The organism is Enterobacter sp. Taxon_8 (genome assembly GCF_058354585.1).
On sequence record NZ_CM177989.1, the window covers coordinates 3,710,501 to 3,724,768 of the forward strand.

General features: G+C 57.9%; 10 protein-coding genes. 4 read left to right on the forward strand and 6 right to left on the reverse strand.

Annotated elements, in window-relative coordinates; genetic code table 11:
* Positions 1-22: 22 nt before the first annotated feature.
* The 6 genes from fhuB to hrpB all read right to left on the reverse strand — a co-directional run bounded on the left by fhuB (position 23) and on the right by hrpB (position 11,353).
* Positions 23-2,005 carry a Fe(3+)-hydroxamate ABC transporter permease FhuB gene (fhuB, locus tag AC4IBF_RS17695; protein ID WP_491462992.1) on the reverse strand — a complete coding sequence of 661 codons (1,983 nt, stop codon included), beginning with the start codon at positions 2,003-2,005 and terminating at the stop codon, positions 23-25.
* Entirely contained in the window at positions 2,002-2,892 is an 891-nt protein-coding gene (gene fhuD / locus AC4IBF_RS17700; protein ID WP_127729652.1) for a Fe(3+)-hydroxamate ABC transporter substrate-binding protein FhuD, read from the reverse strand. Before fhuD ends, fhuB begins: the two co-directional genes overlap by 4 nt.
* The gene (gene fhuC, locus AC4IBF_RS17705; protein ID WP_133293806.1) at positions 2,892-3,689 is read right to left on the reverse strand and encodes a Fe3+-hydroxamate ABC transporter ATP-binding protein FhuC; all 798 of its coding nucleotides are present in this window, start codon (positions 3,687-3,689) and stop codon (positions 2,892-2,894) included. The genes fhuD and fhuC overlap by 1 nt, the downstream gene beginning before the upstream one ends.
* Positions 3,690-3,739: 50 nt before the next feature.
* Positions 3,740-5,995, reverse strand: coding sequence for a ferrichrome porin FhuA (gene fhuA, locus AC4IBF_RS17710; RefSeq protein WP_133293805.1), 2,256 nt, complete (start codon positions 5,993-5,995; stop codon positions 3,740-3,742).
* A gap of 235 nt (positions 5,996-6,230) precedes the next feature.
* Positions 6,231-8,756, reverse strand: a complete 2,526-nt coding sequence (gene mrcB / locus AC4IBF_RS17715; protein WP_136195600.1) for a bifunctional glycosyl transferase/transpeptidase — start codon at positions 8,754-8,756, stop codon at positions 6,231-6,233.
* Between the two features lie 167 nt (positions 8,757-8,923).
* A complete protein-coding gene (gene hrpB / locus AC4IBF_RS17720; protein WP_288460207.1) occupies positions 8,924-11,353 on the reverse strand; it encodes an ATP-dependent helicase HrpB in 2,430 nt (809 codons plus the stop codon).
* 73 nt (positions 11,354-11,426) lie between these two features.
* Here hrpB and thpR point away from each other — a divergent pair, with 73 nt between their 5' ends.
* From thpR to gluQRS, 4 genes are all read left to right on the forward strand, one after another.
* On the forward strand, positions 11,427-11,981 hold the full coding sequence (gene thpR / locus AC4IBF_RS17725; RefSeq protein WP_133293802.1) for an RNA 2',3'-cyclic phosphodiesterase: 555 nt from the start codon (positions 11,427-11,429) through the stop codon (positions 11,979-11,981).
* Positions 11,971-12,675 carry a DNA/RNA nuclease SfsA gene (sfsA, locus tag AC4IBF_RS17730; RefSeq protein ID WP_023310436.1) on the forward strand — a complete coding sequence of 235 codons (705 nt, stop codon included), beginning with the start codon at positions 11,971-11,973 and terminating at the stop codon, positions 12,673-12,675. The genes thpR and sfsA overlap by 11 nt, the downstream gene beginning before the upstream one ends.
* A gap of 176 nt (positions 12,676-12,851) precedes the next feature.
* The gene (gene dksA / locus AC4IBF_RS17735) at positions 12,852-13,307 is read left to right on the forward strand and encodes an RNA polymerase-binding protein DksA (protein WP_001155232.1); all 456 of its coding nucleotides are present in this window, start codon (positions 12,852-12,854) and stop codon (positions 13,305-13,307) included.
* A gap of 59 nt (positions 13,308-13,366) precedes the next feature.
* Positions 13,367-14,257, forward strand: coding sequence for a tRNA glutamyl-Q(34) synthetase GluQRS (gluQRS, locus tag AC4IBF_RS17740; RefSeq protein ID WP_143344656.1), 891 nt, complete (start codon positions 13,367-13,369; stop codon positions 14,255-14,257).
* The last annotated feature ends 11 nt before the right edge of the window (positions 14,258-14,268 follow it).

The following is a 14,268-nucleotide window of genomic DNA, read 5'->3' on the forward strand; positions in this document are numbered from 1 at the left end:
AAAGGATTGCCGTTTACTTTTATTACCTACTCTGCTTTCTCAACAGATAAATAAAGTACGGCGCACCGATAAAGGTCGACAGCAGACCCGCCGGGATCTGATACGGGAACAGCACCATTCTTCCGCACCAGTCCGCAAACACCAGCATCACCCCGCCCGTCAGGGCCGACATAACAATATGCGGCATCGTCCGGCGGAATCCCATCATTCTGGCAATGTGCGGCGCCATTAACCCGACAAAGCTCAGCGGTCCAATCGTCAGGGTTGCCACAGCCGTCAGGCACGCAGCCAGCAGCAGCAAGGCCACACGCGCTGGCGTCAGCGCCATTCCCACCGCGCGCGCGGTTTCGCCGCCGAGCGGCAGAATGGTCATCCAGCGGCGGCACAGCGGCACAAACGCCAGCAGCACGAGCATCACCATCCCGGACCAGATTACCTGGCTGCCGGTGGCGTTGTACGTTGAGCCGGAAATCCAGGTCAGGATCTTCGCCATACGCGGATCGCCGCTGGCCTGCAGCATCATCAGCAGCATGGTAAACGCGGTGCTGAGCGCCATCCCGGCCAGCAGCATGCGGTGCGGTGAAAATCCGCCGCGACCGGCGGCAATAAGGATAATCATCAGCGTGACTGCCGCACCGAGACTGCCGGCAGGCATCAGCCAGCCAAACGCATTCCCCGGCACAAAGAACAGCATCAGCACCACGCCAAAGGCGGCGCCAGAGCTGATCCCGAGCACTTCCGGGCTTGCCATCGGGTTGCCGGTCAGACGCTGAATAATGCCCCCCGCCACCGCCAGCATTACCCCTGCGATCAGCGCAGCGAAGATACGCGGCCAGCGCCACTGCACCAGTTCATTGAGTAAATCCCCCGTCGCCCAGTGCCAGCCCACGGCATCGCGTCCAAATGAGAGCGCCGCAAACGAAGCGATAATCAGCACCGCCAGACCGACAAGGCTAAACCACAGCACCGACCGACGTTCAGCGTAAACTTTATCGCCGGCGTCCATCGCCGGTGCGCTCATGCTGCGCAGGCGCGGGAGCAGCCACAGCAGCAGCGGCGCCCCGATAAGCGCGGTCACCGAGCCGGTGGACACTTCCCTCCAGACCTGCGCCAGCCAGAGAATAAGCTGATCGGAAAGCCAGAGGATCAGCGCCCCAATCAGCGGCGCCAGCATCAGACGCGCCAGCAGGCGACGCGCGCCGAGCATTTTCGCCAGCAGCGGCGCAAACAGGCCGATAAACCCGATGATGCCGACCGCGTTCACCAGCAGGGCACTCAATACGATCGCCAGTGTCAGCGCCGCCAGGCGAGCCAGCGACAGGGCCAGACCGAGATTGCGCGCCACGCCATCGTCCAGCCCCATGAGCGTCAGAGGGCGCAGGAGCAGCAGCGTCAGCACGACACCGCCAGCCAGCTGCGGCCACAGGCGCAGCACAACGCTCCAGTCGGTCTGGGTGAGCGTGCCGGTACTCCACAGGAACATGCTTTGCAGCCGATCGTGATGGAACAACACCAGCAGCTGGTTAATCGCCCCGCAGTACAGGCTCACCACCAGCCCGGCCAGGATAAGCGTCACGGGAGAAAGGCGTTTGCCCCAGGCCACGCCAAAGACCAGCGCGCCCACCACGCACGCACCCGCGAGTGCCGCAAACTGCGAGGTTAACGCTCCCGGCAGCGTCCACAGGGTGGTGATGGTGATCCCAAGCTGTGCGCCGGTCGCGACGCCGAGCGTGGTTGGCTCTGCCAGCGGGTTACGTAAAACCTGCTGGAACAGCACGCCCACCAGCCCTAAACCGGCACCGACTAACAGGGAGATTGCCAGACGCGGCAGCAGGCTGTAGTGGAACAGCATCTGCTGAATATTGTCGATATTCGGCGAGGCCAGCGCGGCTCCCCATTGCGCGCGAGGTAACGCGGCAGAGAGGTTGAACCCGGTTAACGCCAGCGCGGCAAGAAAAATCAGCATCAGCAGAAGCGCCGGGAAACGGGCGATACGCGTACTCATGCTTTACCTCCCAGAGCGTTATCAAGCACGCGGGCAAAATGCATGGCCGACAGCGTCGCGCCGTAGAACCAGACCGCCGGAGCGCGCTGGAAGCGCTTCTCGCGCACAAACGGCATCGCCTGCCAGAGCGGAGTCGCCATCAGGGTTTGCATGTCGCGTTCGTTGCCGTGGTCGAAACACAGCACGTCCACGTCGCGAAACGCCGCCAGACGGTCGATACCCACGGCGGTACTGCCCCAGAACGTCATCTCCCCTTCCCAGGCATTACGAATGCCGAAGCTGTCCAGCACCTCCTGGAAAAGACAGTTTTTACCGAAGACCAGCATATGGCGGGCATCCAGCAGCGTCACCATCAGCAGCGGACGATCGCCCCGGTGAGCAAAGCGCGGCTTCAGGGAGTCGAGCAGGGCATCAAATTCGTCGAGGTGTTTTTTGGCCTCCACCTCGCGGTTGAGGAAATGCGCCATCTCGTTAATCGAATTTTTCGCTACGGCCAGCGGTTTTTTACCGTCGCTGAAAGCGAATCCGCGCCCGGGCGCAATGCGCGCCATGACCTCCTCTGAGGGACCGTAGCCCGCAGACCAGAACAGGAACGAGGGTTTCATCTGGGTGAGCAGCTCAAGGTTTGGCTCCGTTCGCAGGCCGACGTCGATTACCGAGTCCGGCAGCTTTGGCTCGTTCACCCAGAGGTTATAGTTGGGAATGTCCGCGACGCCGTAGGGCGTGACGCCGAGCGCCATCATCAGTTCGACCGGCAGCCACTCCAGGGCCACAATACGGTGCGGATCGACGGTGGCAGCACGCGCCGTATTCATTTTTAACAGCAGCGGTGAAAGGGCCATCGCCGTCAGCAGGCGACGGCGGCTAATGCGTGTGTTATTCAGCATCAGTAGACAAAGCTCACCGGTGCAGCCCCGGCCGGGTGAGGCAGAATACCCATCGGAATACCGTAAATATGTTCCAGCGTTTCGCTGCGCATCAGCTCGGATGGTGTACCCTGCGCAATCATTTCGCCACCGCGCAGCGCAACAAGGTAGTCACAGTAGCGTGCCGCCATGTTGATATCGTGCAGGACCGCAATGACCGTCAGACCACGTTCCTGGCTTAAGCGGTGCACCAGCGCCAGCACGTCGACCTGATGGGCAATATCCAGCGCGGAGGTTGGCTCATCCAGCAGCAGGCAGCGGCTGTCCTGCGCCACCAGCATCGCAATCCACGCGCGCTGGCGTTCGCCGCCGGACAGGCTATCCACCAGACGGTGCGCCAGCGGTTTCAGCCCGACCAGCGCAATCGCCTCTTCCACTTTCTCTCTGTCAGCAACGCCAAAGCGCCCAAGCGCCCCGTGCCAGGGATAACGCCCAATTGCCACCAGCTCACGCACCGTCATCCCTTCCGCCTGCGGCAGCTGCTGCGGCAGATAGGCCACTTTGCGGGCAAACGCTTTGCTGCTCCAGCTCTCCAGCGGCTGATCATCCAGCAGAATATCGCCTTCAGAAGGCGGCTGATGGCGCCCCAGCATCTTGAGCAGCGTCGATTTACCGGAACCGTTATGACCAATCAGGCCAGTGACTTTACCTGCGGGAAACGTCAAAGAGAACGGATGCAGCAAGGTGCGCCCGGGTACGCGAAAGGAGAGATGGTTAAGCGTAAAGGTGGTGTCGGGTTGCGTTTGATTATCCTGCATATCAGCCAACTTAAATAAAAAGGGCACGGCGAACCGTGCCCGAAGAGAGATTAGAAGCGGAAGGTCGCGGTGGCAACAACCTGACGTTCAGCACCCCAGAAGCAGCCGTAAGTATTAAAGCAGCTGGCAACGTACTCACGATCGAACAGGTTATTCACGTGTAGCGCGACGTTTGAGCCAGCCATGCCAACGCGTGCCAGATCGTATCTGACCAGCGCATCGACAACGGTGTAGCTGCCTACTTTAAAGGAGTTCGCCGGATCGCCATAGCTTGAACCCGTGTAACGCACGCCGGTACCCAGCGTCAGGCCAGACAGCGCACCGTCAAACAGCGTGTAATCACCCCACAGCGATGCCATGTGTTTTGGAACCTGAGCAGGCGTGTTGCCTTTATAAGTGGTGTCTGTGGTGTATTCGGCATCGGTATAGGTATAAGAACCCACCAGGTTAACGCTCGCAGACAGTGCCGCTTTCGCTTCCACCTCTACGCCACGCGCGCGGATTTCACCACCCTGTACCGAGAAGAAGGAGCCCGCCGGGTCCGCCATCAGGTTGTTGGTTTTGGTCAACTGGTACAACGCACCGGTGACGACGATCGGACGATCGTTCGGCACGTATTTCACGCCCGCTTCGTACTGTTTGCCTTTAGACGGTGCAAAGACGTTGCCGTTCGCTCCGGTCTGAGAAGCCGGTTCAAACGACTCGCTATAGCTAAAGTACGGGGTTATACCGTTATCAAACAGGTAGTTAACGCCACCGCGCCAGGTGAACTGGGTATCATCACGTTTGGAGGTGGTGTTCGTCACGCGGTTGTAGGATTCCTGATCGGCCCAGTCATAACGACCGCCCAGGGTTACCAGGACTTTGTCCCACTCAATTTGATCCTGAGCGTAAACGCCGGTCTGTTTTTGCTTGTTCAACACCTGATAGGCACCTGACGGTCCAGGATGTGAACCGAAATCGAAATCGCTACGATCGAGGTTATAGATATCAGATGGCGCAACGGAACCGGCATAGCCGAACCACGAGTCGATGTCATTACGCATGCGCATGAAATCCACCCCAGTCAGCAGAGTATGATCGAGTGAACCTGTCGCGAACTTGCTCTGCAACTGCGTATCAACAGTGAAGTTTTCCAGCTTCTCATTATCGATCACATACTGGCGAGTCAGCGTATGACCCCACTGCGACTGAGGAACGCTCGCGCAAGGGCTGGATGCCGGATTACTCGAGTAGAGCGGATCGGAACACATGCCGTAGCCGTAGACGCTGTTTTGGGAAGTTTTATTCTGCGCATAGCGCAGGTTCTGACGCACGGTAAAGCTATCGTTGAACTCGTGGTCGAAGCTGTATCCCACCATTTTCTGGTTACGGGAATAGGTATTGTTCTTCGCGCCTTCGTTGAAGTTCGTCGGCAGACGATCGCCGTTCGGCAGCGGATCAACCGTTCCCTCTTTTGGCAGCCAGCCGTAGTAGCCCGTTTCAGGTTCGTTCTGGAAATAGGAGAGGAACGTGAAGGTGGTTTTATCATCCGGACGCCAGGAGAACGATGGCGCGATGGCGTAACGCTGCTCGCCCTTACCTTCCTGCTGGGAATTATTAGAACGCGCAACGCCCGTTAAACGGTAAGAGTAAACGCCGTCATCGTCGATTGCATCGCTAAAGTCGAACCCGGTCTGGAACAGGCTGTCCGTGCCGACTTTGAACTGGATCTCTTTCAGGGGCTCGGTTGTTGGGCGCTTACTGACCATGTTCAGCAACCCGCCAGGGCTGCTTTTACCGTACAGAACGGAAACCGGACCGCGCATGATCTCGGCGCGCTCCAGCATATAAGGATCAATCACCGCGTCGTTATAGAAGTTCCCCTGCATTTTCATGCCGTCGAGGTAGTTATTCTGCGTCTGACCATCGGCTGCGAAGCCGCGAATAATCAGATAGTCATAGGTGTTAGACGCACCGCGCGTGCCTACCGCAACGCCCGGCGTATAGCTCAGGGCTTCTTTCACCGAGCGCGGCTGATGCAGCGCCATCTCTTCGGCAGTGACGACAGAAATAGACTGCGGAACCTTTTGAATAGGGGTATCCGTTTTGGTTCCGGTCGCGGATTGCCTTGCGGCGATGGTAGCAGCAGGGCCCCAGGCACTTTCCTGTGCCGCAGGAGCTGCTGTTACCGTAATGGTTTCTTCTTTTTTCGGGGTTTCGGCAGCATGTGCATAAGTTGACATGCCGGCAACCGCTGTAGCGACGACGACCGCGAGTTTACGCAGCGACGTGTTCATTGGCTGAGCAGTATTGGAAAGCGCCATGTTGAATCTCTGATGTGAAAGTGAATGATAACGTAAACGAGAATTATTATTATGAGCGCCAGAATAATATGCGAAACGCTGGTTGCATAGCAAGCAGTAAGCGGCCCTATGAGAATTAAGGGTTTAAGAAATCATCAAGAGAAAACGAAGGGTTAATCAGAGTTAAAACGAGGGTTAACGAAATGAGGTCTACGGGTAAAAAAAGCCCCCTTCCGGGGAAGAGGGCTTTACAAGGTTAGTTACCGCCGAACATGTCTTTAATCCAGCCCGCAACACCGTCGCTGTCTTTCTTCTCATTCTGCTGCTGCGGCTGTTGCTGCTGCGGCTGCTGTGGCTGAGAAGACTGGTCGAACGGGTTACCGGTCGGCTGTTCAGGCTGGCTCAGCTGGCACAGGGAATCCGGGTTGGTTGTCCAGACCGGCAGAGTACGCATTCCGCCGCCGCAGACGAAGTTACCGGAGCTGTCCACGCCCATATCGACGATATCTTCCGGCGCGACAAGGTTCAGCGGCACCGGGGACTGATTTGCCAGATAGCGCTGGTAAATCGACATCGCCCCGCTCGCCCCGTACAGCTTGGTCGGCTGGTTGTTATCGCGGCCTACCCAGGTGATCACCACTTCACGGCCATCAATCCCGGCAAACCAGGTATCGACGTTATTGTTGGTGGTCCCGGTCTTACCTGCCAGATGCAGGCCGGGATACTTCGCACCCAGCTGACGCCCGGTACCGCGCTGCACTACCTGCTGCATCGTCCACAGCGTCATATAGGCGGCCTGAGCAGGAACTGCACGCTCCGCCTGCGGGAAGCTCTGATACAGTACGGAGCCATCTTCGGCAATCACCGAACGCAGGGCAGACAGCGGCGCGCGGTTACCCCCGCTGGCAATAGTCTGGAACGCCTGCGCCACTTCGATCGGCGTCAGGTTAAGCGCGCCCAGGATCATCGCCGGTACCGGGTGCAGCTGATCTTTCGCCACGCCAAGTTTTTGCCAGGTATCGACAATCGCCGGCAGGCCCAGCGACATGCCCAGGTTCACCGTTGGCACGTTCATGGAACGGGTCAACGCATCCACCAGCATGACCTGCCCGCTGAACTGTTTATCATCGTTCTGCGGTGACCAGACCTGGCCGTTGGGCTGGCGCAGGGAGATCGGCGCATCCGCAATCCAGGTATTCAGGCGATACTGATTTGGCTGACTCAGGGCAGTGAGATAGGTTGCTGGTTTTGCCAGAGAACCGATTGAGCGACGCGCCTGCATGGCGCGGTTATAGCCAGCAAACTGCGGCTCGGCACCGCCCACCATCGCGCGAACTTCCCCGGTGTTACGGTCAACCACCACCATCGCGGTTTCCAGATCGGAGAGCTTACGCTGTTTCTTCAGCGCCGGAATGCCTTCTACCGCCGCTTTTTCTGCCGCATCCTGCGCCACGGAGTCAAAGGTGGTGAAGATCTTCACGCCGGAGAGATCTTTGACCTTATCGCCAAGCTTGCTTTGCAGCTCCTGACGCACCAGCTGCATAAACGCAGGCTGAGGCGAGATCACCCCACCGCGCGGCTGAACGCCAAGCGGACGTGCGCTCAGCATGTCGTACAGCTCCTGGTCGATCACCTGCTGTTGTTGCAGCAGACGCAGAACCAGGTTACGACGCTCCAACGCCAGTTTCGGGTTACGCCACGGGTTATAAATGGACGCCCCTTTCACCATGCCCACCAGCAGCGCCTGCTGATCCAGGCTCAGCTCTTCCACCGGACGGCCAAAGTAGTACAGGCTCGCCAGCGGGAAGCCGCGGATTTCGTTATCGCCGCTCTGACCGAGGTAGACCTCGTTCATGTACAGCTCAAGGATACGATCCTTGCTGTAGCGCGCATCCATCAGCACGGCCATATAGGCTTCGTTCGCTTTACGCCAGTAGGAGCGCTCGCTGGAGAGGAACAGGTTCTTCACCAGCTGCTGGGTCAGCGTACTCGCCCCCTGCACGGTACGACCCGCCGTCAGGTTCGCCAGCACCGCACGACCAATCGAGTAGAGGCTGATGCCGTCGTGCTCGTAGAAGTGACGGTCTTCGGTTGCCAGCAGGGTATCGACCAGCAGATCCGGGAAGCCATTACGCGCCACGAACAGACGCTGCTCGCCGTTTGCCGACGAGAGCATGGTGATCAGACGCGGATCTAGACGGAAGAAACCGAACTGGCGGTTATTATCCATGTTCTCGATGGTATCCAGACGATCGCCGTCAAAGGTCAGACGCGCGCGCACCTGACCCTCTTTGCTGTCCGGGAAATCAAACGGACGACGGATCATCTCAATGCTGTTCGCCTGCACGGTAAATTCGCCAGGGCGCGTCATTTTTGACACCTGACGATACTGGGTGGCTTCCAGCAGTTTAACCATCTCGTTTTTCGTGATGGACATATCTGGCTCAAGGTTCACCATACGGCCATACACTGCCGCAGGTAGCTGCCAGACTTTACCGTCGATACGGCTGCGGATCTTCTGATCGAGATACACGCCGTAAATCGCCATCAGCACGACAAAAACAATAAACAGCTTCAGCAGCAGCCAGAACCAGCCGCGCTTGCCCCGAGGCTTACGCCCTTTGCCTTTCCCTTTACGCGGCATCGGTTCTTCATCCTCATCATCGTCTTCATAGTCATCGTCATAGTCCTCATCTCTGAGGCGACGACGGCTTACTTTTTCTTTCGCCGGACGCGTTGGTTTTCCCTTACGTCCTATTGGCTCGCGGTCATTCCCCGCCATGCTTTTTCTCCGCAACTTTCAGGCGCAAAGGCCTGATTTTCTTTTCTTTCACAGGCCTGTGAAAGAAGAAATCTCTCAAAATTAGTTCTCCCTCTCCCTGTGGGAGAGGGCCGGGGTGAGGGCAACAGGAGGCACGCATCATGCCGAACTCCCCTCTTTCACCTGACTCACGAATATTTCTTCGTTCGCCGCGTCGGCGCCGTATTCGCCGGATCGTCCGGCCAGACGTGTTTGGGGTATCGCCCCTTCATCTCTTTCTGCACTTCACGGTAGCTTCCCGCCCAAAACGCCCCCAAATCTCGGGTGATTTGTAATGGACGATGCGCAGGGGAGAGCAGCTCAAGCACTAACGGCACGCGCCCTTCCGCAATGGACGGCGTGGTGGCTTCACCAAACATCTCCTGCATCCGAACCGCCAACGCCGGCGGATTTTCCTCATGATAACGGATAGTAATCCGGCTTCCGGTCGGCACAGTGTAATGCCCTGGCAGTTCACTATCCAGACGTTGACGTAATGACCAGTCCAGTAAATTCTGTAACGCGGTCTTAACATCAAGCGCCTTAAGGGCTCGCAGAGAGTGTACGCCGCTCATTTGCGGCAGTAGCCAGCGCTCAAGCGTAGCGAGCAGCGTCTCGTCATCCACCGCAGGCCAACCGTATTCCGGCAGCCACTTCGCGGCGCAGTGCAGACGAATGCGGTACTGATCCGCTTCCGGCGTCCAGTTCAGGGCACTCAACCCTTTTTCCCGAATGCCATTCAGCATCGCCTGATGCAGCTCTTCTTCCGACGGCTTCGCCAGCGGCTTCGTTCCTAAAGTCAATTTCCCAATCTGGCTGCGACGAAACGCCTTCAGCGTGCCCTGGGCGTCATCCCATTCCACGGTATCAGATTGCTGAAGCAGCTGCGGACAGGTACGCGTCAGAGCTTCAATATCTACGGCTATCGCCTGCAGGATACGCGCATCCGGAGAATGGCTGCCCTGCAGCAGGAGCGGCGCAATCAGCCACTCGTGACGCGTCAGGGCGTCATCGCTGTCCAGCATCGCACCCATGCCGTTTGCCAGCTGGTAGCGACCGTCCAGTCCGCGCCGACGCGCAATCCTGTCCGGGAAGGCCTGGGCCAGCAGGAAGACAATCTTATCGCTGTCAGGCGCTCCTCCCCGGCTATTCAGGCGTTTGCTCAGCTGCTGCGCCCGCTGCTGCCAGTTTCCCTGATTGCGCGAAAAAGCCTGCCCCAGATCGCTGTTGCCTCCACGCGGCGGCTCCTCAAGAATAGCCGCCAGTTTTGCCGCCGTGGCAATTTCATCTTCCCCTTGCGCAGCCACCAGCATCGCGGCCAGACGCGGATCGTTGCCCAGCGCCGCCATTTTCTGGCCGCGCGCCGTCAGACGCTCGCCTTCCAGCGCGCCAAGCTGCGTCAGCAACGTGCGCGCAGCGGTGAGGTTTACGACAGGGGGAGGATTGAGCCAGGTGAGCTGCTCAGGGTTCGGGCAGCCCCACTGGAGTAGATCCATCACCAGACCAGACAAATCACTTTGTAAAATTTCCGGCGAGCTTTGCTGTGCAGCACGTTCAGCCTGTTCCGCGCTGGTCAAATGCAGGCAGATACCCGGCTCAAGACGCCCCGCTCGGCCAGCGCGCTGCACCATCGACGCCTGGCTGATGCGCTGCGTCAGGAGTTTAGTCAGCCCGGTACGCGGGTCAAAGCTTGCCACCCGCTCCTGCGCGCTATCCACCACCAGGCGAATACCTTCAATGGTCAAACTGGTTTCAGCAATGTTGGTTGCCAGCACCACCTTGCGCTGCCCCACCGGGGCAGGAAGGATAGCTTTACGCTGCTCCTGCAGTGACAGCGCGCCGTAAAGCGGGCAAAGCAGCACATCGCCGCCTACGCGGGTAGAAAGGTGCTCCTGCACGCGCTGGATCTCACCGACACCCGGCAAAAACAGAAGCAGCGAGCCGGGTTCCTGACGCAGCAGTTCTGCGGTTGCGATGGCGACCGCTTCGTCAAAACGCTGGTGGGTCGGAAGCGGTTGATAGCGGCGTTCAACTGGATACGCCCGCCCTTCAGAGCTGATAACAGGCGCATCGGGTAGCGCCTGCCGTAGCCGCTCATTGTCCAGCGTGGCCGACATTATCAAAAGCCGGAGATCGTCGCGCAGCCCCTGCTGAACGTCCAGCAACAGCGCGAGGGCCAGATCCGCCTGCAGGCTGCGCTCGTGGAATTCATCCAGGATCACCAGCCCAACGCCGTTCAGCTCCGGATCGTTTTGCAGCATGCGGGTAAGAATGCCCTCGGTGACCACTTCAAGACGCGTGGTCGGGCCAACGCAGGTCTCGGCACGCATCCTGTAACCTACCGTTTCGCCCGGTTTTTCATTCAGCAGCTCCGCCAGGCGCTGCGCCACGTTGCGCGCGGCCAGCCTGCGCGGCTCCAGCAGGATAATTTTCCCGCTGATGTTCCCGTCTTTCAGAATCTGCAGCGGCAGCCAGGTGGACTTACCCGCCCCCGTCGGGGCATTCAGCAAAACCTGCGGGGAGTGGCGTAAGGCAGCGAGAAGGTCAGGAAGAACGACGGCGACCGGCAATGAGGACACTAACAGCTCCAGAGGGTTAACATTAGTCGGCGTACATTGTAGCATCGGCGCATATCATTACCGAGTCCTCCGTATGCCTGAGTCGAAACGGCTGTTTTTTGCCATTGAATTGCCCACCACGATACAGCGTCAAATTGTTCGCTGGCGTGCTGACAACTTCGCGCCGGAAGCAGGCCGTCCTGTTGCGGCGGCTAACCTGCACCTGACGCTGGCCTTTTTGGGCGACGTCAGCGCCGAAAAACAGCGGGCATTAGCCGCAATGGCCGGGCGTATTGCCCAGCCGGAATTTACGCTGCAACTTGACGACGCGGGTCAGTGGCTGCGTTCGCGCGTGGTCTGGCTGGGAACGCGCCAGCCGCCGCGCGGATTATTGCAGCTGGCGAATATGCTGCGCGCGCAGGCGGCGCGCAGCGGCTGTTATCAGAGCCCACAGCCGTTTCATCCGCATATCACTCTGCTACGCGATGCCGGTCAGGCCGTTGCCATCCCGCCGCCGGGTTTTCACTGGGCGTTTCCGGTCAACACATTCGCGCTTTACGAATCCGTCTTTGTACAGGGACGCACCCGTTATACGCCGCTACAGCGCTGGACGCTGGGCAACACCGAAAGGAATTCTGATGAAGTTTAGTCCTCCTCTGCAGCACGCCACGTTAATCCAACGCTACAAACGCTTCCTCGCCGATGTGATTACCCCCGAAGGGGTTCAGCTCACCCTGCACTGCCCCAATACCGGAGCCATGACGGGATGTGCGACGCCGGGTGACAGGGTCTGGTATTCCACATCAGAAAATAGTAAACGGAAATATGCCCATACCTGGGAAATGACCGAAACCCAAAACGGGGCATTTATTTGCGTTAATACCCAGCGCGCCAATCAGCTGGTTAAGGAAGCGCTGACCCTTGGCACAATTCCCGAACTGGTGGGATATGGCACGCATAAAAGTGAAGTGAAATATGGCGATGAGGGCAGCAGAATTGACTTCATGTTACAGGCGGAAGACAGGCCGGAGTGCTATATTGAAGTGAAATCAGTGACGTTAGCGGAACAGGAAAATGGCTACTTCCCGGATGCGGTAACGCTACGTGGCCAGAAGCATCTGCGAGAGCTAATGAGTGTTGCGGCGGCGGGCAAACGCGCCGTATTGCTGTTTGCAGTATTGCATTCAGCCATTGAACGTTTCTCCCCTGCCCGCCATATTGACCCTAAATACGCGCAATTGTTGAATGAGGCACAAAAGCAGGGGGTAGAGGTTTTCGCTTATAAAGCGGAACTTTCTGCCGATAATATGACTCTGAGATCCTCTCTTCCCATTGTCTTATAAGGGATTAGACGATTGACGAATAAGTGTTCTGGCCGCGTGCGCAAATACGCTTTTCCTCACAGGCTTGTCAAGTGTTACGTTTAGATAATTGCCATACGGAAAAGCATCTGCTATTTATAGCGACCTGATTTTTCCCCCAACACGGGGATCGATAGTGCGTGTTAAGGAGAAGCAACATGCAAGAAGGGCAAAACCGTAAAACATCGTCCCTGAGTATTCTCGCCATCGCTGGGGTGGAGCCGTATCAAGAGAAGCCGGGCGAAGAGTATATGAACGAAGCCCAGCTGTCGCACTTCAAGCGTATTCTTGAAGCATGGCGTAATCAACTCAGGGATGAAGTCGATCGCACCGTTACTCATATGCAGGATGAAGCTGCCAACTTCCCGGATCCGGTAGACCGTGCCGCTCAGGAAGAAGAGTTCAGCCTCGAACTGCGTAACCGTGACCGCGAACGCAAACTGATCAAAAAGATCGAGAAAACGCTGAAAAAAGTCGAAGACGAAGATTTTGGCTACTGCGAATCCTGCGGTGTTGAAATCGGTATTCGTCGCCTGGAAGCGCGTCCAACCGCCGATTTGTGCATCGACTGTAAAACGCTGGCCGAAATCCGCGAAAAACAGATGGCCGGTTAACACCAGCGCTGTTTACACACTCCAAAGGCGGGAGTCTCTCCCGCCTTGTTACTGTTGATATGTCTGAATCACACTATATTGGGCGCTTCGCGCCATCTCCTTCCGGTGAATTACACTTCGGCTCATTAATTGCCGCGCTCGGCAGCTACCTGCAGGCTCGCGCCCGCCGGGGAAAATGGCTTGTCCGCATTGAAGATATTGACCCTCCGCGTGAAGTTCCCGGTGCAGCAGAGACTATTCTGCGTCAGCTGGAACATTACGGTCTTCACTGGGATGACGAGGTGCTCTGGCAGTCAAAACGTCACGATGCTTATCGGGAACGTCTGGCCTGGCTTCGCGATCGGGGGCTTTCCTATAACTGCACCTGCACCCGCGCCCGTATCCAGAGCGTAGGAGGGGTCTATGATGGTCACTGTCGTACGCTCAACCTTCCCCCGGAAAATGCCGCCGTGCGCATCAAGCAGCGCTCCCCGGTGACGCGCTTTAACGATCTCCTCTCCGGTGAGATTCATGCCGATGAACGTCTGGCGCGTGAGGATTTTATTATTCACCGTCGTGACGGCCTTTTCGCCTACAACCTGGCTGTGGTCGTCGACGATCGTTTTCAGGGCGTGACGGAGATTGTGCGCGGGGCGGATCTGGTCGAGCCCACTGTGCGACAAATATCGCTGTATCACCAGTTTGGCTGGACGGCCCCGGATTACATTCATCTGCCGCTGGCGGTTAATGCGCAGGGCTTAAAATTGTCAAAGCAGAACCACGCCCCGGCCCTGCCAGAGGGCGATCCGCGTCCTGTTTTGATCGACGCGCTGCGGTTTCTCAACCAGAATGTAACCAATGAATGGCAGGATCTGCGTATTGACGAACTGCTGAAAATGGCCGTTGCCAACTGGACGCTCGCGGCAGTGCCAAAAATCCAGCATTCTCAAATGCGTTGCGCTGAGCTATGATTAGCCGCTTT